The 25,325-nt window shown below is 51.0% G+C and carries 25 protein-coding genes; 6 read left to right on the top strand and 19 right to left on the bottom strand.

What is annotated here, in order from left to right:
- Positions 1–7: 7 nt before the first annotated feature.
- Positions 8–253, bottom strand: coding sequence for a hypothetical protein (locus tag ACFQ03_RS13105; RefSeq protein ID WP_144932028.1), 246 nt, complete (start codon positions 251–253; stop codon positions 8–10).
- A gap of 259 nt (positions 254–512) precedes the next feature.
- Here ACFQ03_RS13105 and ACFQ03_RS13110 point away from each other — a divergent pair, with 259 nt between their 5' ends.
- The 3 genes from ACFQ03_RS13110 (at position 513) to ACFQ03_RS13120 (ending at position 1,898) form a co-directional block, all read left to right on the top strand.
- Positions 513–1,007, top strand: coding sequence for a MarR family winged helix-turn-helix transcriptional regulator (locus ACFQ03_RS13110; protein ID WP_150959563.1), 495 nt, complete (start codon positions 513–515; stop codon positions 1,005–1,007).
- 57 nt (positions 1,008–1,064) lie between these two features.
- Positions 1,065–1,472 carry a DUF3054 domain-containing protein gene (locus tag ACFQ03_RS13115; RefSeq protein ID WP_379288592.1) on the top strand — a complete coding sequence of 136 codons (408 nt, stop codon included), beginning with the start codon at positions 1,065–1,067 and terminating at the stop codon, positions 1,470–1,472.
- A gap of 87 nt (positions 1,473–1,559) precedes the next feature.
- Entirely contained in the window at positions 1,560–1,898 is a 339-nt protein-coding gene (locus ACFQ03_RS13120; RefSeq protein ID WP_379288594.1) for a L,D-transpeptidase, read from the top strand.
- Positions 1,899–1,908: 10 nt separating this feature from the next.
- Here ACFQ03_RS13120 and ACFQ03_RS13125 read toward each other — a convergent pair whose 3' ends face one another.
- The 8 genes from ACFQ03_RS13125 to selD form a co-directional block, all read right to left on the bottom strand.
- Positions 1,909–3,111: a M14 family metallopeptidase gene (locus ACFQ03_RS13125; protein ID WP_379288596.1), complete on the bottom strand. Its 1,203-nt coding sequence runs from the start codon at positions 3,109–3,111 to the stop codon at positions 1,909–1,911.
- Positions 3,112–3,186: 75 nt separating this feature from the next.
- Complete coding sequence (racE, locus tag ACFQ03_RS13130) at positions 3,187–3,996, bottom strand: glutamate racemase (RefSeq protein WP_150959561.1); 810 nt, start codon at positions 3,994–3,996, stop codon at positions 3,187–3,189.
- Positions 3,997–4,146: 150 nt separating this feature from the next.
- Positions 4,147–5,157, bottom strand: a complete 1,011-nt coding sequence (locus tag ACFQ03_RS13135; protein WP_379288598.1) for a polysaccharide deacetylase family protein — start codon at positions 5,155–5,157, stop codon at positions 4,147–4,149.
- A 72-nt stretch (positions 5,158–5,229) separates the two neighbouring features.
- A complete protein-coding gene (locus tag ACFQ03_RS13140) occupies positions 5,230–5,652 on the bottom strand; it encodes a disulfide oxidoreductase (protein ID WP_144932042.1) in 423 nt (140 codons plus the stop codon).
- A 161-nt stretch (positions 5,653–5,813) separates the two neighbouring features.
- Positions 5,814–6,173: a YtxH domain-containing protein gene (locus tag ACFQ03_RS13145; RefSeq protein WP_144932044.1), complete on the bottom strand. Its 360-nt coding sequence runs from the start codon at positions 6,171–6,173 to the stop codon at positions 5,814–5,816.
- A gap of 14 nt (positions 6,174–6,187) precedes the next feature.
- Positions 6,188–6,634 (bottom strand): DUF948 domain-containing protein, encoded by a 447-nt coding sequence (locus ACFQ03_RS13150; RefSeq protein WP_379288601.1) that lies wholly within the window; start codon positions 6,632–6,634, stop codon positions 6,188–6,190.
- Between the two features lie 298 nt (positions 6,635–6,932).
- Positions 6,933–8,003, bottom strand: a complete 1,071-nt coding sequence (gene mnmH, locus ACFQ03_RS13155) for a tRNA 2-selenouridine(34) synthase MnmH (RefSeq protein ID WP_379288603.1) — start codon at positions 8,001–8,003, stop codon at positions 6,933–6,935.
- A gap of 26 nt (positions 8,004–8,029) precedes the next feature.
- Positions 8,030–9,079, bottom strand: coding sequence for a selenide, water dikinase SelD (gene selD / locus ACFQ03_RS13160; protein WP_379288605.1), 1,050 nt, complete (start codon positions 9,077–9,079; stop codon positions 8,030–8,032).
- Positions 9,080–9,350: 271 nt separating this feature from the next.
- On the opposite strand from selD, the gene ACFQ03_RS13165 reads away from it, so the two are divergent.
- Positions 9,351–10,001 carry a bifunctional 4-hydroxy-2-oxoglutarate aldolase/2-dehydro-3-deoxy-phosphogluconate aldolase gene (locus ACFQ03_RS13165; RefSeq protein ID WP_379288607.1) on the top strand — a complete coding sequence of 217 codons (651 nt, stop codon included), beginning with the start codon at positions 9,351–9,353 and terminating at the stop codon, positions 9,999–10,001.
- A complete protein-coding gene (locus tag ACFQ03_RS13170) occupies positions 9,994–10,770 on the top strand; it encodes an MBL fold metallo-hydrolase (protein ID WP_379288609.1) in 777 nt (258 codons plus the stop codon). The genes ACFQ03_RS13165 and ACFQ03_RS13170 overlap by 8 nt, the downstream gene beginning before the upstream one ends.
- A gap of 121 nt (positions 10,771–10,891) precedes the next feature.
- On the opposite strand, the gene ACFQ03_RS13175 is transcribed toward ACFQ03_RS13170, so the two are convergent.
- From ACFQ03_RS13175 to ACFQ03_RS13190, 4 genes are all read right to left on the bottom strand, one after another.
- The gene (locus ACFQ03_RS13175) at positions 10,892–11,542 is read right to left on the bottom strand and encodes a helix-turn-helix transcriptional regulator (protein WP_144932056.1); all 651 of its coding nucleotides are present in this window, start codon (positions 11,540–11,542) and stop codon (positions 10,892–10,894) included.
- 87 nt (positions 11,543–11,629) lie between these two features.
- Entirely contained in the window at positions 11,630–12,055 is a 426-nt protein-coding gene (locus tag ACFQ03_RS13180; protein WP_379288611.1) for a DUF86 domain-containing protein, read from the bottom strand.
- A gap of 200 nt (positions 12,056–12,255) precedes the next feature.
- Complete coding sequence (locus tag ACFQ03_RS13185) at positions 12,256–12,924, bottom strand: tetratricopeptide repeat protein (RefSeq protein WP_379288613.1); 669 nt, start codon at positions 12,922–12,924, stop codon at positions 12,256–12,258.
- A gap of 235 nt (positions 12,925–13,159) precedes the next feature.
- Complete coding sequence (locus ACFQ03_RS13190; protein ID WP_379288615.1) at positions 13,160–14,461, bottom strand: enolase C-terminal domain-like protein; 1,302 nt, start codon at positions 14,459–14,461, stop codon at positions 13,160–13,162.
- A gap of 171 nt (positions 14,462–14,632) precedes the next feature.
- Between ACFQ03_RS13190 and ACFQ03_RS13195 the strand changes: the two genes are divergently transcribed.
- Positions 14,633–14,914: a hypothetical protein gene (locus ACFQ03_RS13195; protein ID WP_144932064.1), complete on the top strand. Its 282-nt coding sequence runs from the start codon at positions 14,633–14,635 to the stop codon at positions 14,912–14,914.
- A gap of 1,465 nt (positions 14,915–16,379) precedes the next feature.
- On the opposite strand, the gene ACFQ03_RS13200 is transcribed toward ACFQ03_RS13195, so the two are convergent.
- The 6 genes from ACFQ03_RS13200 to ACFQ03_RS13225 all read right to left on the bottom strand — a co-directional run bounded on the left by ACFQ03_RS13200 (position 16,380) and on the right by ACFQ03_RS13225 (position 25,290).
- Positions 16,380–17,438: a Gfo/Idh/MocA family protein gene (locus ACFQ03_RS13200; protein WP_144932066.1), complete on the bottom strand. Its 1,059-nt coding sequence runs from the start codon at positions 17,436–17,438 to the stop codon at positions 16,380–16,382.
- Positions 17,439–17,531: 93 nt separating this feature from the next.
- Positions 17,532–20,558 (bottom strand): heparinase II/III domain-containing protein, encoded by a 3,027-nt coding sequence (locus tag ACFQ03_RS13205; RefSeq protein WP_379288618.1) that lies wholly within the window; start codon positions 20,556–20,558, stop codon positions 17,532–17,534.
- A 15-nt stretch (positions 20,559–20,573) separates the two neighbouring features.
- Positions 20,574–21,467: a carbohydrate ABC transporter permease gene (locus ACFQ03_RS13210; RefSeq protein ID WP_144932070.1), complete on the bottom strand. Its 894-nt coding sequence runs from the start codon at positions 21,465–21,467 to the stop codon at positions 20,574–20,576.
- Positions 21,468–21,481: 14 nt separating this feature from the next.
- Complete coding sequence (locus tag ACFQ03_RS13215) at positions 21,482–22,387, bottom strand: ABC transporter permease (protein WP_260981920.1); 906 nt, start codon at positions 22,385–22,387, stop codon at positions 21,482–21,484.
- Between the two features lie 124 nt (positions 22,388–22,511).
- A complete protein-coding gene (locus ACFQ03_RS13220; protein WP_379288621.1) occupies positions 22,512–24,116 on the bottom strand; it encodes an ABC transporter substrate-binding protein in 1,605 nt (534 codons plus the stop codon).
- A gap of 178 nt (positions 24,117–24,294) precedes the next feature.
- Positions 24,295–25,290, bottom strand: a complete 996-nt coding sequence (locus ACFQ03_RS13225) for a LacI family DNA-binding transcriptional regulator (protein ID WP_379288623.1) — start codon at positions 25,288–25,290, stop codon at positions 24,295–24,297.
- Positions 25,291–25,325: the final 35 nt, after the last annotated feature.

Genomic DNA, 25,325 nt, shown 5'->3' on the forward strand with positions numbered 1-25,325 from the left:
GCAATGATTACTCCGTCTTGTCCGGGCCCAAATATTTGCTGCCTATTCGGTCGGCGAACCAGTTCGCTGCCAGCATAGTAACGGCGATATCATCCAGCGGCATGAATGGGAGTACATCAGGCAGCACCCAATACAGCAATACCGGGATGAGAAAGAGCAGCTTCACCCTCAGGGGAACCTGGGAGGCAGCAAGAAGACGGTATACTTTTCGGAAGACATGGGACCAATGCTTTAGAGACAGAAGCTTGCGCATGAATTTTCCCTCCTGGCCGGGATTTCCTTCCTATGTCTATTGTGCCATACTCAGAAATGTTTAGACATCTTTATTGCTTCTATCCTATCACTTGACATCATATGGCAATTTCCTTATGATTTAGCCGAGTACTTTACCGGCTTTAATTGTGAGGCAGCTCGGCTGCGGAGGTAACGTTTCTTCCGACGGTTGTATTGGATCGTCCCATGCGCAAGTCATTTATCGATTTATTATTAGCGGGCAGTTAAGGAGTGAAGTTATGACTCATCGGATCAACGACAAGCACAACTCTAGAAAGAATGAGTTGCTGGACCAATTGGAGGGCTTGGCCGGTGAATTCGTCCATCTTGTCGGACACGAGCTCCGACAAATCAAAGGAAAGGTCCAATTGGCGGATGGGCAGATTTTTCTGCTGATTCTTCTATCCAGAATTCCTTACTGCAAAGCTACGGATATAGCTAGTCACATAGGAATCACTTCCGGGGCCGTAACCGGGATGACCGACAAGCTGGTCAATATGGGATTTATTACGAGGGAGCGCTCAGAGGAAGACCGGAGGGTCGTGCTCTTCTCCATTACGGAGAAAGGGCGGGAAACGGTCAATCAAATTCGCGAAGCAAGAGGTGCCTGGTTCCGTGAATATCTATGCGAATTGACGGAGGAAGAAATGGGGAAAGCGGTTGAGGTGTTTGCCAAGCTAAAGTCACTGATCACCTTGCGTCGAGGCGGAGGTATTCATGATTCGGATTCTTAGCCCGCTCAGAGCCTTCGCCGGTCTTATTGGCAGCCTCCCGAGAGGAGAAAGCAAACCATGAAGCACGTTCAGAAAAGATCCAGGACGGCTGTTCTCTTGCTTCTGGCAGGAGATTGGGCCGTTCTTCTCTTATTTACAATGCTGGGAGGTTTGGAGCACAGGATGGGCTTGTCTCTCTGGGACGTAGTCATCGTTGCGATGCCCTATCTATTGGTATGGCCTGTCATCGCTTTATGGACAGGAGCTTACCGCCGCACCGCTTATTCCGGATACGGCAAAGCGGCCATCGTTACCGCATGCGCGTGGATCATTACCCATCCTCTGGCGTTAGCTCTGCGCTGGATTTTATATAACAAACCGGCTTTCACTACCTTTGCGCCTGTTGCTCTTGTGTTTGTCTATTTATTTCTGGCCGCATGGCGTCTATGCTTCGTGTGGATATATCGAAGAATATCACGCCCTTGAACTGTAATTCCATGCACCCGGGCACTCCTCCAAACATAGACTGATGACAAGCACAGGATTGCTTGATTAGGATAAGGAGGAGATCGTGTGCCGGCCTATCGCATCATTGTTGATTTGTCCGACCGGAAGCTGTACTTGCTGGAGAATGACCAAGTCGTCCGGGAATTTCCCGTCGGTATCGGTAAAATCGTCTCCGCTACACCAGTCGGACATTTCACGATTATTAATAAGCAAGCGAATCCCGGAGGGCCGTACGGAGCTTTCTGGCTGGGATTGTCGAAGCCCCATTACGGCATTCATGGAACGAACCAGCCGTCTTCCATTGGGCAGCAGGTGTCCAAAGGCTGCATCCGAATGCATAATAAGGATGTGCTGGAGCTTGCCCGCCTGGTCGGAATCGGTACTGAAGTGACCATTCGGCCTTGATCGGCCCCTCTTACACGACAAGCCCTTCCAGCATGATCCCGATCACATCGTTATAGATTTGCGGGAATTGGCTGATGGGCAGCGGATTCGTTCCTTGCCCGGCCTCTACCGTAAATCCGGGCCTCCGAAACTCCAGAATGAACCAGTCTTTATAACCCGCATCGCTTCCTGTCAGCCTGACCGGCCGGTATCCGCTCACACGTGCGAACCGCTCGGCGATTCCCTCCGATTCAGGCGGCTCCAGGTCGCGGTAATTCCAGTAGATTTCTCTTCCTTGGGTATGGAAGGCGATGACCAGACGAAAATCGTTATTCCTCGTAAATTGGGCAACAGCGATGGCCTCCGGCTCCGTAAGCGGCGCCGTTCCGGGATAATCTCTCGGCCCGGGTCCGGGGACTTCCCGTCGTTCCTTCTCCACTTCCCAGAACGCGGGATACTGGTCGTTCAAGTCCACGCCGCGAATATTTGCCTTCCAGCCCGAGAAATCGTACGATCCTTCGTTCCATTGCAGCAGCTCCCGGTAGAACGGATGCTGAGGGGTGACTCCTTCCTGAACCAGCTCCACCCCGTCCGGGTTAACCATAGGCACGATCCAGAGAGAAGTCTGCCGGTACAATTCAGCGGCATCCCTCCCCCTGATCCTTCCTCCAGCGGCATATGCCGAGCTGTATTCCTCGATAAACTTCATCAGCAGCAGGGTCGTGATCCATTCATTGGCATGGAAGGACCCGTTATAGTGCACCCTTCTCGTTCCCCCGCCAATTTTAACGGCCGGTATCGGTTTTCCCATGACACTATAGCCGATCACAACGATTTCCAGGAAAGGATACCTCTGTTTCAGCAGTTCCAAGTCCTCCATCATTTCCCTATAACCGTAAGGCGCATTCGTATTCACAATGGACATTCCACGGCCAGGGGGCAGTACAACAGTTTGTCCGATGCGCAAATATCGCGGGTTGATTCCCGGATTCGCCGCAAGCAGATCATTCAGCTCGATATTAAACCGGCGGGCAATATAATAGAAGGTATCTCCCGCCTGAATAACGTACTGATTCGTTGTCCGGTCTGGAATCACGATGACTTGCCCGGGAACCAGGTAGTCCTGCTCCGATAATTGCGGGTTGGCCGCCAGCAAAGCCGGTACCGAGAGCGCGTATTTTCGTCCTATCCGGTACAGCGTATCACCTTTTTGCACGACATAAGAAAAGGGCATAAACCCCACCTCCACAGAAGATGGCCTATGCCCTAAACATATGATAAAATTATATCCTTCATGCCCGAATCTAAATTAATAGAGTCGGGAAACCTGCCATACAATGGGTGTGACTTTAATTTGCTCCTCCAACCAGCTTTGAGCAATCCTCTGAAAGAGCTTCGGGTCCCCACTGCAAAAAAATTGATGGATAGGCTGCTCACCCGTTAGAGCCAATTGTCCGCTGTGCGACAAGATGGTGCTTATTTCCCGGGCGGTTTCTTCCGCGGAATTGATTAAGGATACTTCCGGCCCCATGACCTCTCCTATCACGTCAGCCAGGAACGGGTAGTGAGTGCATCCGAGAATGAGGCAATCCATAGGCTGCTTACGGAACAACTCCAGAACGCATCCAATCTCCTTACGCACCTCTTCCCCGTTGAACAATCCCCGTTCCACCAGTGTAACGAAGGTCGGGCAGGCCAAGCTTAACACTTCCGTCTGCGGGGAAATTTCCTGAAGGGCTTGCTCATAAGCACCGCTTCGAATCGTTCCTTCGGTTCCGATGACGCCGACTATCCCGGTGCGTGTTGTTTTGATCGCGGTCCGAGCCCCCGGGTGTATGACTCCTACCACTGGGACCGAGACGGATTTGCGGACTTCCTGAAGCGCTACAGCGGTAGCTGTGTTACAGGCAATGACAATCATCTTCGGCCCGAATTGCAATAAATAATCAACGATTTGCCGGGTAAACATTACGACTTCCTCGGATGAACGGGGCCCGTAAGGGGTTCTGGCCGTATCGCCGAAATAAATAATTTTTTCCCTTGGGAGCTGTCTCATCACTTCCTTGACGACAGTCAATCCCCCCACCCCGGAATCCAATATAGCTATGGCACGCTGCACATTTATACGCTTCCTTTGCTGTAAAATAACTAGCTGCTTTCCTTATAGACTATGTAAGTGACTTCCAAAGCGTCCTTGTCTGTAGCATTCAAATACACTGTCGGGATCATCCTGTTCCAGCCGAAGGGAAGGGGTTTATCGGCCTGCGGTTCACTGCTCAAAATCGGTCAGAAGCCCAAATTCGTAGCCTTCTTCCTTGATGGCCTTAATAATGCGGTCCAGCGCTTCAATATTTTCCTCGGAGCCTTGATGCATCAAAATAATATTGCCGTCATGCAGATTATTCATTATGTCGTTATACGGATCTTCGGCCCCATTCTCCCTGGGCTCCCAATCTCTCATTGCCGTAGACCAGAATACCGAGGAATAATCCATCCCGGAAACTAGATCCAGCAGATGCATGCTATATTTTCCATAAGGGAACCGAAAGAAGCGCGGAATCGGCTCACCTGTAATTTCCTCATACATGCGTTCATATTCCTCCAGGTCCTGCTTCACCTGCTCATCCGTCAGGGTGGTCAGGTCCTTGTGAGTCATCGTATGGTTGCCCACCAAATGCCCATCCTCTACAAGCCTCTTAAGGAAATCCGGATGCTTCTTCACATTATAGCCGGCCAGGAAATAATTCGCTTTAACATCATTGTCCTTGAGCGTCTGCAGCATCTTATCCACATCCCCGAGCGGTCCGCCCGTATCGAAGGTAAGATAGACCTTCTTGCCCGTTCCGACATAGATTACCCTGTGATCCGGTTTATACTGCTTGGTTTCAGACGGAAATCCGGGCACTTCCCCCTTGCCCTTCTTCATATAGTACCAGGAGACCGCTTTGCGGCTTGGGTCTTCCGGAGCCGGAGAAGGCTCTGGCTTGGCCGTCTGCTGCGGGGTGGGTGCGGGCGTGAGAGAAGGCTTCGGCGATTCGGTCGGAGCAGGCTCCGGTGTATCCGAAGGCTCGGGAGTTCCTTCCGGCGTGACGGACGGACTCGGCGATGGTGAAGCAGCAGGCGTCTCCGCAGGAGCTTCGGACGGTCTTGGCGAAGGGCTTGCTGTAACTGTTGGAGTATCCTCCGGCAGAGCGGGACGGCTTGCTCCGGAACAGGCCTGCAATAACGCTGACGCAGTTACGAGTACGGCTATATAGGCTGTAAACTTGATCTTTATCATAATCACCTCTGGTTGTGACTTCTAGCAGACCTCTAGTAAAATCATCCTGCTGCGCGGATATCTCACAGGCCTTTATTGAGCTTTACGGATAAGCCATTGAAGAACGGCAATGATAATAAAAGCTATAAGAGCAAGCAGCGGAATGGTAATGAAGCCGAACCAATCCAGCGCATCGGTATTACAGGGAACCAGACCACATGAAGCGGCCGAATCTTGTAAAAAAGGAATCTTCTGAATGGAATAATGATAGATTGAGAATAGGCCTCCTCCGATCGCTAGCGGCAGAGCATAAGTATACACTTTATAATCCTTCCTGACCGTGGCGACAGCAAACAAAACTACCATCGGATACATGAAAATTCTTTGTATCCAGCAAAGCTTGCATGGTTCGTATCGGAGAATTTCGGATAAATACAAGCTTCCCATCGTCGCTACCAGCGCGACCGCAAAGCTCAAATGCAGACCGTTGTTGAGTACGAACTTTCTCCAGTTCATGTAATTTCCTCCCGCATAAGCCTCATAGAAACATATGAATAATCCAAGCTTACCAGATTCTCTGTTTCTTCACAATCTAAGACTAAGAACGGAATAAACATGCAAAACTTATACATTTATATTAAAAAAGGGGCCCTGCCGGCCCCTTCTTCTAGCAATCGTTATTCTTTCTTGCTCTCCTCCATATCCGCTTCCAGCTTCGCCCGTTCTTCCGCCACTTTCCCTTCCGCCTCTTCCAAAGCGGTCACAGCCACTTCTTTGCCGGCTTCCTTCCAGGCCTTCACTTCTTCCACTACCGTACCCGCTACTTCTTTAGCCTTACCGAACCATTCACTGGTCTGATGCCCGATATTGCCGGCGATTTTCTGGGTTTTGTCGCTTAACTGCTGCGCCTGATCCGCGATATCTTTGCGCAACTCCCGTCCGGATTTCGGAGCCAGCAGCAAAGCCGTCACCGCGCCAATCACACTACCAACCATGGCTCCCACCAAAAAATCTTTTCCGTTCATTTTGTTAGACATGGTATCAACTCTCCTTAAGATTTGGATTTGTTCTTGGACCCTCTGTATTCCTTCCAGGCTGACCATAGCTGGGCACCGGATACGGCCCATTCAATCAAATCGGTTACCCGACTGCTCTGAATGGCTTTCTGAGCGGTATTCGCGGAGGTGGCGACCGCCGTTGAAACCTGACGGACGGAATTCGTTACCTGTCGCAAGGCTTCTCCGGTCTCGCCGACCGAACGGCAGACGGGGTCCAGAGTCCTCAATTTCTCGTGAATATCGTTCGTTACCGCTTCAGTGGATTTAAGGAGGCGGGTTGTCTCCTTGCTAACCTCAGCCAGCTCCTGTTGAACCTTCTGCAATGTCTCTTGCGTAATCTCCAATGATTTTTTCGCAGTTTGAATAGTACGGACTAAATAAAAGACAAGAACAACGATGCTGGCCGTAATGACCGCCAAGCAAATCTCCCAAGCAGCCAATAGAACTCCTCCCTTCCTTCCGCCGATGGGTTGATGCCCATATACTACTAATATTATAAGTTAGTAATTTCATTTTGACACAGCAAAACAGGAAAAACTTCGCAAATATTCAAATTTTCATAAAAAAAAGCTCCTAACGGAGCTTCTCGAAGATGAATAACCCGGTATTGGAGGCAGCTTGTTATGCCAATAGGAATCCTCGATCTTCAACACATTAACACTGAAAAGAACTTGAGAATTCCTATGTGGTGACAAAATTCCGGCTTTGGGCCGTAATTGTGATAAGTGGGGCTTAGGCTTATTTAGTTACCTGCTCCCGAACCGGATTTGCCCGGTCGGTACGCATCCGCAGCAGTGCCGCAATCTTGTCTGTCGCTTCCTGAACGGAGCCTGCCTGAATACTTCTGCTTTCACCGTTATATTGCAGTCCCGCATGGTCATAACGCGGATCATAATAATATTCTAGAAGCAGGGAGACGGCTTCGCCGTACCGCTCCTCCTTGAGGCAGTTTTCGATCTGCTGCGCAGCCGGCGTATGGATGCGGTTCTTGATCCGTTGGAAAGCTTCCACGCACATTTCCTTGTGCTCCTCCGGCTTATAATCGTTAAGGATGTTCCTAACCCGAACGTCCCAGGGAAGCTCGATCATATAATGCTCGCCCCTCTTCTTTCCCTCCACCAGGAAATCGGGCAGAACCACTTTGCCGATTCTCTTGCTCTCGGCCTCCATCAGCAAATAAGGCGCATCCTTATATTTCAGCAGCTCCTGGATCAGCATGGATTCGAAATTTTTCTGGTTGCTCGGTTTTTTGCCGATATGGCCGAAGATTGAGCCTCTATGGCCGGCAAGCTCTTCCAAATCCAGCACAGGGAAGCCCTGATTGGCCAGTCCTCGCAAAATTTCCGTCTTACCGGTTCCGGTATAGCCATGAATAACAATACATTTGGAGGTTAGTTGAAAAGAATCGAGCATAGAAACGACCCATCTCCGGTACGCCCTATACCCGCCAACCAACCGTTGAGCCCGGATCCCCATTAATGACAGCACGGTTGCAGTCGTCTTGCTGCGCATCCCGCCCCGCCAGCAGAATACGGCCTTCGGACGCTCACCCAGCGCCTCAAATTGCTTGATAAAAGCCGGAAGCTTCCGCGATACGATTTCCAATCCTTTATCTTTGGCAGCCTGTATGCTTACCTGCTTGTAAAGGGTTCCTACTTCCTTGCGTTCCTCATCCGTAAAGATCGGAATGTTCAAGCTTCCGGGAATGGTAGATTCCTCAAATTCGCTCGGGGAGCGAACGTCGATCAGGAGCAGCTCGTCCGACTGGCGGCGCTCCAAAAGCTGTTCTATCGTTATATCTTGAAACATCAGAGGTCACCTCATCTAGTATGCATCTACTGAACGATAATCCTTCCCGGATGGTCTGCCGTCACTTCTCCGATGAGAGCCGCTTCCACTCCCGCCTCCCACAGCTTCTGAAGGAGAGCATCGGCTTCCGCTTCGGGAACCGAAATCAACAAGCCTCCCGATGTTACGGCGTCACATAGAATCCATTGTCCGATCTGGTCTATCGATTCGTCAAAGGTAACCTTCCCCTCCAGATGGGCGTAGTTATTTTTGGTGCCGCCAGGCACCTGGCCTGCTTCGGCCAGCTCACGGACCCGGGGGAGCACAGGTACACTCTTGTGATCAATGCGTATGCCTACCCCGCTTCCATTGGCCATTTCGTATGCATGACCCAACAAGCCGAAGCCCGTTACATCCGTACAAGCATTAACTGCGTAGGGCTCCATCGTCTCTGCGGCCTTCTTGTTAAGGGTAGTCATCACTTGGGTCACCCGGTTTACCTCTTCCTCGCTCAACAGGTCCTTCTTGATGGAGGTGGTCAAAATCCCTACGCCAATAGGCTTGGTCAGAATGAGCCGGTCTCCCGGCTTCGCCCCGGCATTGGTTCTGACTCTATCCGGATGGATCACCCCGGTTACCGCCAGCCCGAATTTGGGCTCGTTATCATCGATGGAATGGCCGCCGACCAGCGTTACTCCGGCTTCCTTCATCTTATCCCCCGCTCCGCGCAAAATCTCGGTCAGCACCTGCTTGTCCAGCTTGCGAATCGGAAACGCGACGATATTCAAGGCCGTCAGAGGCTTGCCGCCCATCGCATAAATATCGCTTATGGCATTGGCCGCGGCCACCTGTCCGAAAGAATACGGGTCGTCGACGATCGGCGTGAAGAAATCAACGGTTTGTACAAGCGCCAGTTCGTCGTTCAGCTTGTACACTCCCGCATCATCGCTAGTATCCAGGCCGACCAGCAGGTTCGGATTAGACTCCGACTGGGGCAATCCACGCAGCACCTGTGCAAGATCGGCCGGTCCGATTTTGCAGCCGCAGCCTCCTTTAGTTGATAATGAAGTTAATTTAATCCGTTCCTCTTGACTCATGGAAGCTCTCATCCTTTCCTTCTTCTATTATCATTGTATCCGGGAATCTCTCCCGATAACAAATAAACGGTTTAATTCCGGTAAAATGGCTCTCCTGACCCGGATTTGTCGCAATAGATACAGGCCGGCCATCAAGAAGCCCGGAGCTTTCTTTATTGAGCGTATCACAAAAAAGCAGCTAAAGAAATGGGAGATTTCGTTTCCCGAAACCGTTTGATCGAGCATATCGGCAGAAGGTATAATGCAGAAGAAGCCAACAAGGAGGGATACGATGAACCGCGAGCAAGGCCTGCAGCAAATTAAGAAAACACGGCTGATAGCCATTGCCAGAGGGGTCAAACGCGAACAGATTGTACCTGCAGCGGAAGCACTGCTTCAAGGCGGAATAACGGTTATGGAAGTGACCTTGAATACCCCTGATGCTCTCATGATGATTCAAGATTTGCAAGAGAGGCTGGGCGACAGGATGTACATAGGGGCCGGAACGGTGCTGGATTCGGATGATGCGCAAGAGGCCGTTCGGGCTGGAGCATCCTTCCTCGTTACCCCCAATACGGATGAAGACGTGATCCGCTATGCCGCCGAAGAAGGGATTCCCATCTTCCCCGGGGCGATGACTCCGACGGAAATCGTTCGCGCATGGAAAGCCGGAGCGACAGCAATTAAGATCTTCCCAAGCTCGGGACTCGGCTTGCCTTATCTGAAGGAGCTGATGGCTCCGCTGGACCGCATTCCCATGATTGCGGTCGGAGGGATTCGCGAGGATAATGTGCGGGATTACCTGGACATAGGCTGCTATGCCGTCGGAGTTGGCGGCTCTCTCATTAGCCTGAAGGAAATCGACAACGGCAATTATAACGCGCTTCGTGATAAGGCCGCCCGCTTAACCAGCACAATGAACGGGGATGAGGCTAATGGATAGGCTGACCTTCCTGGGCACCGGTGATTCCATGGGAGTGCCGCGAGTCTATTGTGACTGCGAGGTATGCACCGAGGCAAGAACGGGTGGCCTCAACAGGCGGACCCGTTCCTCCGTCCTGCTGGAATGTGGAGGGGGGCAAATGATCATCGACTGCGGTCCCACCTGGGGAAGTCAGATGGAACGGATGCGAATGAGAGACCTCGATCATTTATTGATCACCCACGCCCATTACGATCATATCGGCGGTCTTCCGGAATATGCCGATTTGTGCCGGTGGCGCCGGAAGAAAGGCCATGTATACGCTCCTGCCGAAGTGCTGCAGTCACTTCGCGGCTTCTTCCCTTGGCTGGAGAATCAGCTTGTATACCAAGAAGTGGATGACGGATTTTCGTTCGGAGAGTGGCGGATTTTTCCCTGGAGGGTATGCCATGGCAGGAATGGATTTTCCTATGCCTATCACTTCTCCAAGCCCGGATATCAATGGGTGTACTGTCCCGATTCGATTCGGCTGAGCCCGGAGGAGAAACGGCCTCTCGAGAACCTCCAGCTGCTTATTCTCGGGACAAATTTCTATAAAGAGGAAGCGGATCCGGACACGCGATCGGTCTATGATATCGTGGAAGCTCTGCAGCTTGTCGAGGAAATGAACCCGGAGCGGGTGTTCTTCACTCATCTGTCCCATGGCATCGACCTGAACGAATCAGAGCGCTACGAATTGCCGGAACGATGCAAGCTCGCTCACGAAGGGCTCCGGCTGGAGCTCTGCTAGTTGCCTCTATGAAGTATTTTCTTCCCTGCTAAAGTCAAGAAAGACAGCCTGAACCCTCCTGCCTGCAGAAGAATCGGGCTGTCTTTAATTTCTGGATTATGAAAAACAGGAGAAGCTTCTCTTAACCTTCCGAGACTGATTTCACCGGCTGCTTTCCGATCAGATAGGTGCATCTGCGTCCGCCGCTCGTTATGCATTCCGTGCGATTGACCTCCGCTCCCAGCAATCCCTCGAACAACGCCAGCTCGCAGCTGCATGCTTCGTTATATTGCCGGGCTACCTGTGAGATGGGACAGTTGAACTCGGTAAATACGAACCCGTCTTCCTTGTGCTCCCACTGCACCATATACCCGTTAGCATTCTGTATATCTGCCAGAAGAGCCACTCTTTCCGACAAGGATTTACCCTCCATCTGCTCGCGGTACTTGCCGAGCAGCTTCTCCTTGCGAAGCTGGAACAGACGTCCGATCTTCTCCTCGCCGTCCTCGGTTACAAGCTCATGCAGCAGATCTAACGTTAATTGATGGTAGTTCTTCGGAAAGAATTCATCTGCCGATTCTGTCAGCGAGTATAAGTGCGTCGGCCTGCCCATTGCCTGACGGGACAACCGGGTTTCGACCAGACCGTCCCGCTCCAATGTATTCAAGTGACGGCGAACAGCCATCTCCGTTATTCCCAACTGCTTGGCCATTTCGCTAACGCTCATTGGACCGTCCGTCTTCATCATCGTCAACAGCAATCTGCGAGTGGATGATTCCTGCTCTTTACTCATCCTGATCACCACCTGTAATGCCATTGTATCGCATTTGAAGCGGATAGTAAATTAAACAAACCAAAATGTTGAGTATCTAAAGGCAGCCTACTCACCAAGCTCTTTACGGACGAACTGCCGGACGGAAGGAGCGAACTCCTTCAATATAGCCGGCAGGTCACCGATTAACGGATGTAATCCATCCCGATCCAGCTTCATATATTCCTGAACAAGCGGTTTGCGCAGCTTGACGAGTTCGATCAGCGGTTCCCCGATTTCACGGGCAAACACATTTTCTCCCAGCAAAATTTCTACAATATCCTCATAGCTGCTGGCGTCTCTCATCATAAACGCGTCGATCAGAAGGCTGCCGACATCGGTCACGCTCTCAATCGCCAGATGAAGAATACGTTCCTGAGCTAACCCATCCAGTAAGGTTCCATTCCAATTATCCTTCAATTGTTCACATGCGTCGCTGATGACGGGCAAAAATTCGAGCAGCTGTTCCAGCTGCTCCCTGTTAATATAATACATTTGACAGCCTACTTTCTTTTTTTCATTTTAGTCCACATAAACATGGATACGAAGGTGACTGCAACTACGACAATCAGAACGATCGCTTGCATCGGATATTCCATGGACATCTAAATTCATCTCCCGTGTCATTCTGTTATTAGCCATCTGGGCTGAAAAAAAGGTTGTGATACGTTGCAGGAATGCCCGACAAACCGAAGCTAGCCGCCCTTCATCCTGGCCAGCAGCGCCCATCGCCGTTCCGATCGTTTCTTATACTTCGGCAGTCCCCGGTAGATATCCAATGTCTCCGCATAGGCTTGGCGGGCTTCTTGCCGGCGTCCGAGCCTGTCGTATAGCTGTCCAAGCCGATAATATGCCTCGCAGGAGGAGGAGTGAACCTCCCTGAATTGCTCCAGGTAAGCCAGCGCTTGGTCCGGCTTGGATTCCGCAAACGCTTCACCCAGTCTTAGAAAAGGCTCCCCGTAGCGGATGCGCGGATTTAGCTCAATGCTGCGGAGCATGCTGCGCTCTCCGCTCTCAAGTTCTCCCAGCTTCAACCGGCACAGTCCGATGCCAAATTGGACATCTGCCGATTCCTCCATCATGGGCTCGATTTCTTCCAAATAGGACAGTGCTTCCCTATATTTCTTCTTGCCGATAAGCAGATAGGCGGCTTCCAGCTTGGCGCTGGTTTGATGCGGCTGCAGCCGCAGCTCCTGACGAAGTTGACGCAGCCTCCGGCTTTGCCGAAACGGCTTGGTAATGCTGGGCGACAGTCCCAGAAACTTACGGTCAAGCCAGTAGAGAACCACGAAAAGAATGATAATGGCAATGAATGGATTGCCTATCAGCCACCAGAGCAGTGCAAACACAAAAATGTTTCTCAATAGTCACTCCTCCTAATCTTCCCTAACGCAGACCGATAGCTATTTCTTTCACAACTATTTTATTATATCAAAGAAACTCTGCCTCACCCAAAAGGAGATTTTATCATTTTTCAACAATCCCTTATATGAACCCGTCCAGCGAAGGAAAATCGGGCTGTTTCTTTCATAGAAGTACGTTTAAGGTTCCGGACATAAAGTTCGTCATGAATAAATACTGCCGTATCCCGGCTATCCCCTACCCGCGCCGGTCTCCTTGTGTGGCGATCTGCTCATAGGCTTCGCTGCGGTCGAGTATCCCTCCGTTCACCGAGTAGAAAGCCTCAGTCAACCGGAAGATTCCCCGGGTGGATTCGGTCCACTCGGCTTGACCGTGAGGGTGATGCCGGCGCATCTCCTCCCACCTCCGGTAATTCTGGTGACCGTTGGACTCCAGCAGGCCCGTCTTAAGTCCCGGAATGGGCTTCAGCCGGGCAGCCACATTCTTATTCCAATCGACCATCCACGGGATTGCCGTCAAATCCGCGCAGAAGCAAGGAATGCCCCGTTCATGCGCCAGCTTGGCCATTTTCAGGCTGACGCTCAATGTTTTGGCTACCGGTTTCAAAGCAATTGCTCCGTAGCCAAGCTCTATTCTGGCCAGCGCGTCCTCTTCGTTGTGCACGCTCTCATCCGCCGCAATGCGAACGGGGAGATCCGCTACCTCCGTCTCATCGTTCTCCGGGAAGGGTTCTTCCAGCAGAACGATCCGCTCCAACGCTCCAATGCGGTCGGCATGCTCCAATAATGAGAGAAGCCGGTCTTTATGATCATAGCGCCCGTTCGCATCCAAATAGTAGACGATCCTCCCGCTCTCCGTAAATTCGCTTGACCTCTCGCCGGCCAACCTATGGACGGTTTCCAGTCTCTGTTTGTCCCACTCGAGCATCTCGCTTCGGTCGCCATTCTGCTTCGGATCCGCTCCCAGCTTGATTTTCAACACGAAATAGCCTTCCTCCAGCAAACGGATGATTTCTTCCTCCGGCATGCCATAAGGAATCAGAGGAGTACTGGCCAGCGCGGAATGTCTGCTGGACAAAGGAGCACGGTACTCCTCCGGGATGAGCTGATCGAACGAGGATATCCCGCTCTGCCGGGCAAATAATTGCCACGAGGCAAAATCAACGGGAACCAACGAATTGAGAGCAAAGGTCAAGCGAAGATCCGGGTGGCTATGCCCCCGGCCATATTCATAAACCTGCGGCAGAACATGCTCCAGAAGGGCAAAGGGATCGCTGAATTCCTTACCCCGGGCTGCATCCAGTGCTGCCGTCGTCATTCGGGCCATGATTTCGTTGCCCTTCTGCCCGCCCAGCCGGGTAAAGACATCGGCATCCGACCACAGCACGCTTTGCACGCCGGTTCCTGCTCCAATCTCCCCCGTTTCATTGGCCAGCAGGACAACGGACTGCCACAGTTCATCTATGTAACCTCCTTTAAAGCCAAAAGGGGCCAGCAGTTCCTCTTGAACTACCGCATGTTTCGTCTGAACGATCCTCATAATGGAATTTCACCCTTCTCCCCATATTTGTCCATAGGTGCCGATCGTGTTAGTTAATTATAAGTATATCAACAACTAACGATTTTGGCACAAAGTTGTTGCAAAGTAGAATTGCCTAGAAATTGCCGGCGGGTTACAATAAATAGGTAGGAGATAGAAAGGGGTCCCGTTATGAACGAACGTCAAGCTCTTCAGTGGAAAAAGAAACGGCAAATGGGAAAGTCCAAATTTCTGGTTAATTATTGCATACTGGGCTTCGGTCTTTCCACGGCTGTCATCCTTACACTCTTGGAACTTATTTCCATGCACGATCTGTTCTGGCAATTCGCGATCATTCGGCTCGTTGTTTTTCCGATCATCGCCGTCCTGTTCGGAATTGGCTATTGGGAGTCGAAGGAAAGGAAATATTCGGAATTTGCCGAGACCCATACGACAAACGCATCCCGTTCCTAATCTCGTTAGGCGAAAAACAGGCCGGCCCGTTCGGGTGCCGGTCTTAAATGCTTATACAGAGTCCCCCGCCCCGGTTCGCACAGTTGTGTTTCGGCCGGCCGCCATGGCCCGCGCTTCCGGTGTTTCATTCGTGTTGTTGGCCGTAGGATGGCTGGCGGATAGTTAGCCCGTAGTATGTGTCACCGCCTTTTTTGTACGTCAAAGAAGGCATGGCCTACAACAGCAAAGACGAGAAATTGCAGGTCTTTCTCCAGGAAACCGTTTAAACCCGGAAAGGCCAACAATTCTGCAGGTCTTTTTCCGGAATTTAGCTAAAAGCCCGGAAAGACCAACAATTCTGCAGGTCTTTCTCAAGAAAATCCCGAAAATCGGCCAAATCACTAAAAAGACCTGCACATTTGCTCGTCATTTGCTGATTTTACACAAAATCCCCAAAAAGACCTGCATTTTTGCGAGTCCTTGAAGTCTGTCCGTACATCGCGGCTTGACTTTGTTAACAATCAAGCTTGCTTTGGTCGTTACCCCTTTTCACTCAGTGTCTTTCAAGGAGGCTTTGTACCTCTTTCCTCTTTTGATTGCTTTCCCCTTCACTCAGTTTCTTTTAATCGGAGATTCGTACCTTCCCCCTCCTTTTGACTGCTATCCCCTTCACTCAGTTTCTTTTAATCGGAGATTCGTACCTTCCCCCTCCTTTTGACTGCTATCCCCTTTACTCAGTTTCTTTAAACCGGAGATTTCGCGCCTTTCCCCTTCTTTTGACTGCTATCCCGTTTACTCAGTTTCTTTATAACCGGAGATTTCGTACCTTTCTCCTCCTTTTGACTGCTATCCCATTTACTCAGTTTCTTTATAACCGGAGAATTCGTGCCTTTTCTCCTTTTGACTGCTATCCCTTTCGCTTAGTAGCTTCCAGGTAGAAAATTCCGGATAAACCGTTTGAAAGTTACCGGAGCTGGATGAGAACCAGCTGCATAATTCGAAACATCGAGCCTTTCTGAGACAAGGGGATAACAGTCCAATACCTTGGCAAAGAGAAGATGCATAGGAACAGGGTGTCGGCTAGATAACCTAAGGAGGGGGTCGGTCTGAAGAGGAACTAACGAGGCACTGATGAAGCGCTGGCTAAATGCTAACGAAGCACTAACGTGGGAATGACGATGCGCTGGCGAGATCCTAACGAGGCACTAACGTGGGACTGACGATGCGCTGGCGAGATCCTAACGAGGAGTTAACGTGGGACTGACGAAGCTCTAGCGAGGTGCTGACGAGGAGCTAACGAGTCCGTTGAAGAGGTACTGTTGAGGATGCAGCATCTCTGATTTGACTAACTAAGAGCAAGAAAAGGGTTCTGTATAATAAAGCCAATCGAAAATGTAGTACAATTTTTCCCTTCATGGGGTAATAAAAATCCGCCGGCCACAGGCCGACGGATGAAGTATGCTGTATAAGTCCTTGAAATTCAATATTAGAATCGGATTTCTTTGCCCTGCTCGCTGGATTCATAAATCCCGCAAAGAATTTTCATCATCTCGACGCCGTCTTGTACCGGGCTGAGCGTTTCTTTGCGCCCTTTGCAAGCGTCGATGAAGTGGTTGATCTCGTTCTGGAAGCCTCCGGCAAAATCGAATGTCGGATGATCGACCTGAGGAGATACATTCAAAATCGTATCGTACTTCTCGGTAACGATCGTCAGTTCCGGCTCCACTTCGGCTCCGCCTTTGGTCCCGTAGAGCTTCACGGTCAATTCGTCCTTCTTCGCATGCAGCGTAAAGCTGACATCGACCATCAGGGAAGCCCCATTCTCGAAACGGATCAAGGCGTTGGCCGCATCCTCGACGGTGTTCTTGTCCGCATCGTAGTCCGCAGCACGGTAGAAGCTCAAATTTTTCACATTGTTACGGTTTCCAAGCTTGTTATAAGCATTTCCGGTGATCGACTGCACCTTCGGTCTGCCCATCAGATACCAAGCCAGATCAATAACATGGACACCGATGTCGATCAGAGGACCGCCGCCGGAACGCTCCTTGTCCGCGAACCAGCCTCCGGGATTCCCCAATCGGCGCAGACAGGAAGCCTTGGCATAATAAATTTCTCCAAGGTCGCCGTTGTCGATAAATTCCTTCAGCACCTTCGTGTTGCTTCCATAGCGTCTGACGAAACCTACTTGCAGCACTTTACCGCTGCGCTTGACCGCTTCTTCTACCTGCAGAGCTTCCTCAACTGTTTTGCAAAGAGGCTTCTCGACAAGCACATTCTTGCCGGCGTTCAAAGCCGCGATGCTGATGGGAGCATGGGAATTATTCCAGGTGCAGACGCTGACCGCTTCGATTTCCGGCAGGGCCAGAAGCTCGTTATAATCGGTGAATACTTTCGATGCGCCGTATTTCTCGGCCTTCGCCTTGGCTCTTTCCTCGTTCAAATCACAAATCGCATAAATTTCCACTTCCGGATTGTTGTGGTATGCCTCCAAGTGCACTCCCGAAATGGACCCGGCACCGATGACGCCAATTTTCATTTTCTCCATCACAAATCCTCTCCCATCATAATCTATCTTCTCTTAATTTAGCCCAAACGTTGGCAGGATTCAACCAATTTTCATCATTTCGGGAGCGATTTCTCAGATAAATTGAATAAAATCTCCAATTTGTACGTCGACAATGTCGAATTTTTCCTCCAAATGAAAAGGCTTCACGATGTCTACCCTCAATCGCTTCAAATGATCCACTCCGGTAATGATTGCCTCTCCTCCAGAATAGCCTTTCATCGCTTTGCCGCGGAAAGGAGTCACACCTTCGGAGGAAAGGTCGAACCCGAGCGGCAGAGGATAAACCGTATCGATTCCTCCATCCTCGATCTGCCGGACAATCCCTTTGGACAAAATGACCGAATCCTTCAACGTAATTTTCAGCAACCCTGCATCCTGATGCATGGATCTTACAGGATATATGGAGGCGGGACCCGCACCGGAACGGATCTTCACATATTGAGGAAGCTCCCGCGGCTGATCGGCCTTCACCCAGATGGTATCCGCATGAATGTCCACTTGCTCCACCGGCAGCCACTTCCGCGCTTCCGCTTGCCCGGTGGCCTCCCGGAATTCCGCATGATCGGCCCGAATGAGCGACTGGGCGGTCATCCGGCCCTCTTCGTCCAACCGCATCCAGGCGCAGCGGCCTTCGATCCGCCATTCGCCGTAGGGAGTTTCAACCTTGATCGTCTGATCCTGCGGACTGTATGCCCAGTAATCCTCCAAGCCGTTGTCCAGCTTCACACGGAAGGCGGTAACGAGCTCACCGTACGCCTTCAGCGGCTCCAATCCGGTCACTTTCGGCCCGGCCTCATCCGCGCTGATAGCCTGATAAACGGCTGCATACTGCTTGGCCCGCTCCTCGCTGCGGATGATGAGCACGGGATGCTGGACCGTTCCTTCTAAGCTCGGACATTGTCCGCTCAATATCCGGTCCTGCGGCCCGCAAATCCCGTGCCAGTTCAGCACGCCGCCTTGGCTGGAGGTCCATGTGGCGCTTACAGTCCGCCCCTCGGCTGCATGCTCCCGAACGGCATAGATGTACCCATAGCCGTTATTCGGTTCGGGAGTCCAGGCCTGCAGCTTCTCCCCGTCCAGCGCATGGGTGAATGTCTCGCCCGTCGACAGCCGCTCCCCGAAGCTCTTGTCCGGATAATCGAAATACGGCTTCTCCTCCGCATCCACCCCGGCCAGAGTCCAGTGCTCCGCTGCCTGCCGTACCCCGTCTACTGCTAATTCACTGTCCTCGTGAAAGGCATGGAAAGCGTAGTCACACATTTCCGCGCCTTGAACATAGAAAAAATCGGCTATGTACGAAGCCTGATCGCCGATCGGAACGGCAGCGGCCATTCTCTGGTAAGCATCGATATCATACAATGCCGGAGCCTGGCCTTCAATCGCGGACAAGTAACCGTCCTCGTAAATAACAGACCATTCCCCGCCGGCGAACGGCTTGTACAGTTGCCCCCGCTTTAACTCTCGGTCCCGATTGACGACAACGGTGTTATGGGCGATCGCTTTCGTCCCCCAACCGAAATGGCCGTTCGTTCCATAAATGCCATAGCCTATATCGGCCGAAATTTCTTTGCCGTGGGCATAAAAATTAAGGCCGAGGACATCGTCGTGCGCGTGGGTGTTGTTTTGCCCAACTCTCATCAATAAGGTCGTATCGTTGGCATCCCTGGCAATCGCCAAGCCGAACTGGCCCTTGACTGTATTCCCTCTCGGCCGTTCCAACCCGTCTGTCCGGGGACTCGGCGGATGGGCAAAGAATAAATCAATCCCCCGGCCGCCGAGCTCCGGAACCGCCGCAGCGTACAGCTTCTCCATGCATTGCATCGCTTCCCTCTTCATGTCCGGGTCCGGGGAAAACTGGTTAAAGAACGACGCCGCCCGGTAAGTATCGACCAGAAGCTTGCGGTCCGGCTCTGTGCTTTCACGGGTATCTCTGCCCCAGTCCCCAAAGCAGGGAAGATGTCCCTGGCATAACACATCGAGATGGTTGCGAACGGAAAATTGGAAGAACCGGCTGCAGTCAAACGGATGAAATTGTTTAAGCTGCTCCTCGCCGGATGCTCTCATGGCCAGCAGGGCTACATCCAGAAAAACCGAGCCGGTAAACAGGCTGTACCCATAGGAGCCTTCATAATACATTCCGTCCCGGCCAATCGCGTTATAGAAGTAAGCTTCGACCGCCTGCACTCCCCACCGCAAATAATCCTCATTATCCAGTACTAGCCCGACGGCCAGCATAGCCCTCACTCCGTCGGATTCATGATTCTGCAGGTTCGTAAGATTGCCGCCGCTCAGATCGTAGACCGGTCCTCCCGGCTCGGTCAGCATGTAATCATTCAGCATCGTTTCGATGCAGGCGCGCATCGTCCCCGTTCTGCCCAATCGGCTCAAGGCGGGAGAAGGGCTGTCCAGCTCGGGCAGCCGGTACAGCCAATCGTAATCGCGGGCGATGCATACTTTGATCCGATGCACGATGCTTGTCAGCATATGCAGCCGGCCGATTTCAAAATCACTGCCGAACGGGGTGAAATCCCGCGGCCCGATCGTGCCGGGCAGTATCGCGGAGAAAGCATCGAGCAGTACAAGCGCTTTATGCGCATATCGCTCTTCTCCCGTCAGCATGTATAAATAAGTAAGCTTCGTAACCATTCCTTCGTGATCTCGGACTCCGCCGAACCAATCGCCCGCGATAAAGAAATTCCACATGCCTACCGGATAATATCCTTTGCCGTTCTTTTCAAACCCGTGACCAGTATCCGGATACCTGTCATTAGGGAAGGTCATCCGGCAGTGGGGACAGGTCAGCAACTTGCGGGGAAACTGTCTAATGTCGGAGAACATGGGCCGCTGCTCCTCCAGATTCATGGGAAAGGGCTGTCCACAATCGGGACAGCCGGCAATTCCATAAGCAAAAGTCTGGTCCTGCATGCTCAGGACACAGTCATAGATTAATTGGTCGTCGAGCTCCAGGAACGAGTCGCACCTTCTTTTCCAGGCTTGATAGGCTTCCCGCGCCCAGGCATGGGAGTCCAGATTGCGCTTAGCCTGCTCTACATCCTGAACCGTAAAATAAAATCCGTGCTTCGGCCGGACGGTTGTCATCGTTTCACTCCCTTTCTATCCTTTCAGAGAACCGATCATGATGCCTTTAACAAAATATTTCTGTACAAACGGGTATACGCAAATAATCGGAATCGTGGCGACCATAATCGTTGCCGCCTTGATAATGTCCGGCGTCACCGCATTTTCCCTCGTCGGATCGTAGGATTCGAACTGCTGAAACTGCGCCGAGCCTTCAATGACAATTTTGCGCAGCACATTCCCGAGCACCGTCTTCTCCGGATTCGAAATATACAAGAGAGAGTCGAACCAGGCGTTCCAGTGTGCGACCGCATACCACAGCGCAATCGTAGCAATGATAGGCTTGGAGACCGGAAGCACGATCGAGAACAAGACGCGGAAGTCGTTCGCTCCGTCCATCTTCGCCGACTCTTCTATTTCTTCGGGTAGCGACATGAAGTAATTCCGGACAATGATCATCGAGAAAGCCGCGATCAGTCCCGGAAGAATGAGCGCCATCCGGTTGTCCAGCAATCCCAGCTCCTTGACGAGCAAGTAGTTGGGGATCAGGCCGCCGCTGAAAAACATGGTGAAAACAATCATCATGGTGAACAGATTGCGGTTGGGCAAATATTTCTTCGATAACGGATAGGCGCACAGAACGGTGAAAATAACGTTCAGGAATGTTCCGAGCACCGTCCGATAAACGGTGTTATAGTATCCGACCCAAATCATCCGGTTGTCGAAGACGGCTTTATACGCCTCCGCCGAGAATTCTCTGGGCCACAGCTTCAAGCCGTAAACGTTCGCCGCAGCCGGTGTGCTGAAGGAAACCACCAGTACATCGATAAAGGGGTAAACGGCCGTGAAAGCAAACAAAGTCAGAAAGACGACGTTAAAGGTGTCGAACGCTTTCTCCCCGAACGATTTCTTACCTATAGTCATGGACATCGTTTAATCACTCCTCACCAGATGCCGTAGTCGCTGAATCGCTTGACGATCGTGTTCGTTATAATAATCAGCACGAAGGCGATGACGTTGATGAACAATCCGGAGGCCGTCGCCAGCCCGTACTGCATCTCGGTGATCCCGATTCGGTAGGTATAGGTGCTTAACACGTCTCCCACCTCATATACAGCCGGATTATAGAAGTTGAACACCTGGTCGAAATCGTCATTGATAATGCCTCCGACGGCAAAGATAAACATGATCGTAATGACCGGGATCAAGGAGGGCAGAGTGATATGGATCATCTGCTTCCACCGGTTGGCTCCGTCTACAATAGCCGCCTCGTACAGGGAAGGATCGATTCCCGACAGCGCAGCCAGATAGATGATGGAGCCCCATCCGACACCTTTCCAGACTTCGGTGCTGACGAGTAGTGTCCGGAACCAGTTCTTGTCACCGAAGAAGAAGATGGCGTCTCCTCCCAGCGAGGTGATGATATAGTTGACGACTCCACGCGTAGGCGAGAAAATTTCCATGAAAATCCCTGCCAGGACGACCCAGGATAAGAAGTGGGGCAGGTAGCTTAAGGTTTGGACGAATTTTTTAAACAAAATGACTCTCAGCTCGTTAAGCAGAATCGCCAATATAATGGGAGCTGGAAATCCGAACACCAGCTTGTAGAAGCTGATGATGATCGTGTTGCGGAAAGCCTTCGGAAAATCCCTGCCTGTAAACAGATCGACAAAATTTTGAATTCCGTTCCAGGGGCTGCCGAACACCCCGTCAATGAACCGGTATTCTTTAAACGCCAGAATGATTCCGTACATCGGCAAATACTTGAATATAATAAAATACAGCAAACATGGCAGCAGCATAATTAACAAATATTTATGCTTCCAATAGGATTTAAGCCACGTTCTCATTCTTCCCGGTCTCATGTTTGGAGAAGGAAGCGTGCTTGATGTTGTTATTTTCCCGTTCATACCCTCACTCCTAACGGAAAAAGCGGCCAAAGAACCACCTGCTGGCCGCTTTTATGAATCTGGATTATTTCAAGGACTGATACCATTCGTTAGCTTCTTTGGTCAACTGGTCTCCTCCGGAGCTCTTCCACTCCTCGACGAATTTATCGAATTCCTCCAACGGCTTCTCTCCATTAATGATCGCGGTGAACGTATCCTGCTGAAGCTTGATCAGGTTTTTGGAATATTTGCTGTCGGACGGAAGCGGGGACTTCACTGCGTTCTCATAGCCGGCTCCCTCGAACTTGAAGTACTTATCGTTGGCTCCGACCCGTTTCGGATCCTGCAGCTTCTTCGAGAACTCAGGCTGGGCAAAAGGAGAGAATGTAATATGCGCTCCGATCTTCGCCATTTCCTCATTGGTCTTGAAGCCTTCCTTCATAACGATCGTATGTCCGTCCGGACCATTGTCATGGTGTACACCTTTATCGCCATATTTCACTTTCACGAAGGTGTCGAAATCTCCGTAAACTGTATCCCAAATTTGCATAATCCGATGTCTCGTCTCATCATCTGCGGCATCTTTACCGAACGCCATATAAGTACCTCCGACCAGACCAGGCGTTATGTTTCCGAATTTGCCGTCCGGCCCTACCGGAGGTTTGCCGTAGGCAATCTTGCCTTCACCTTTGGTCACTTCCGCCAGCATCTTGGTGTTGTCGCCGCCCAGGAAATTCGTTTCCGGATCGGCTGGAGACCAGTGATAATAAGAACCGTGGGAGGATACTCCGATTTTGCCGTTGACAAAGTCATGGGAGATCGCCCAATAGCCTCCGGTGTTCTCTCCGATAACCCATTCCGGGCTGATCAAATCCTCCTGCTTCCACTCTCTCAGCGTTTCCAATGCCTTCTTCGTTTCGGGAAGAATTCCGCTCCAGACGATCTGTCCGTCGCGAATCGTCCAGAATTCCGGGTAGACTCCGTAAGCGCCGTAAACATTCGTCATTCCGGAATTGGACATCCCGTAAGTATCCTTCTTATTGTTGCCGTCCGGATCATCATTGCGGAATTTCACCAAGGCTTCCTTGTACTCCTCAAGCGTCTCCGGCACTTTCGTAATGCCTACCTTCTCAAGCCAATCCTGTCTCCAGGCTGTAGCCAAACTGTATACCCCATCGCTGTTAATGCTCGGGATACCTATGTACTTCCCGTCATATTTCACGTAATCCCAAATTTTCGGATCGTAAGAGTCCACCAGCTTCTTATAATTGGGCATATACTGGTTAAGCTCTTCTTCCGTGTAGCCTACCGTTACCCCTTGGGTATAGAACTTCTGCAAATCCGCCCCCGAATAAACGGTCATAAAATCCGGAATTTCGCCCGAAGCCAGCTTCGTGCCGAGAAGCTGCTCCCTCTGGGTGACGTCCATATACCAAATGTTAAGCTTGACATTAAATTTGTCTTCCACGAACTTCTTAATCGGCGCATCGTTGTCCACCGGACCGTACTGATAAGTAAGCCAATCCAGCGAAACTGTTTTCGGTGCAGCGCTTTCAGAAGGCTCCGAGCTCGGGCCCGGGCTTGCATTCGGACTTGACGCCGGCTTCTCTTCTTTGCCGCATGCCGTCAAACTGGCAGCTACTACTCCCGCCATAAGGACAGATGCCGCTTTCCCCCATTTACCTTGCATAAACCTTCCCCCTTGTCAATTCTTACTAAAAAAGGAATGAGTAATCGTTTCCATATCATATTAACACGCGTTATATTTGTCGTCAATATTAAAATAACATTTGTTATGTACTTGCCGAAGCAAACAAAAAAGGGCGTTTCCGCCCTTCGCTATTCCTGCCTTATAAATAACATTTAACTCAACTTCCCGAACGGTATAAAGCGGCTGTCCCGCCTTCGTGGATGACCGTATCCTTCAAATAAATGGTACGGCGATCCTTATCCCCTTCATTGATAATTTCAATCAGCCGTTTCACAACATTTTCCTTCTCTTCCGGACCGATATATAACGTAGTTAAATTCGGAACACTCATCTTGACAAGCTCCGAATATCCCCAGCCGACGAGGCTGATCTTCCTGGGAACCTGAAATCCAAGGTCCTTAAGCTTCTGCAGCGCTCCGAATTGAATGACGGTGTTAACGCAAAAAGCGGCGGAGTAGTCGATTTCCAGTATTTCCATTCTCGAGGCCAGCTCGTATCCATCCTCTTCCTTACTGGCCTGGACTAACGAGATATCATAGGGTATTCCGGCCTCCTCCAGCGCTTTGCGGTAGCCGGTCAACGTCTGCTGATGAACCAACGTATCCAGGCTGCCGCTGAACAAGGCAATTCGGACATGCCCCAGATCCGTCAAATATTTCGTTGCCTCATATGCAATTTTGACCACGTCCGTAACAATGACATTCACATCGGTTCTATTCGAGGACACACCGCTATAAACAACATAAGGAACTGCCGCATCCTCCATGATATCCAAAATGTCGTCATCTATATCTCCGGTCAGAACGATTCCGGAAACCTCCTTGTTTCCGAGATACTTGGAAAGCATGTTGAAATCATTCGTACTGGAGCGAACATTCATGAAAATCAGCCTGTAACCATGTTGGCTTGCTACATTTTCGATCACCCGAAGGTCATGAATATACAAGGGGTCGTCCGGTTCGCGGTTATACAGAATATAGCATATTTTGGGGTAAATTTCGCTGTCCCGGTAACCGAGCTCTTTAGCGGCCTGCAGAATGCTCCTTCGCGTTTCCTCCGAAACGGTGCTGTTCGGTGTATTATTGAGAACCAAAGACACCGCTGTTCTGGAAATACCTAAATAATCCGCTATATCTTTCTTCGTGACGGTCATTATGCAACCTCCCTCCTCCATCTGATATTCCCTCC

It is taken from the genome of Paenibacillus residui (assembly GCF_042677205.1).
Classification (GTDB): Bacteria; Bacillota; Bacilli; order Paenibacillales; family NBRC-103111; genus Paenibacillus_L; species Paenibacillus_L residui.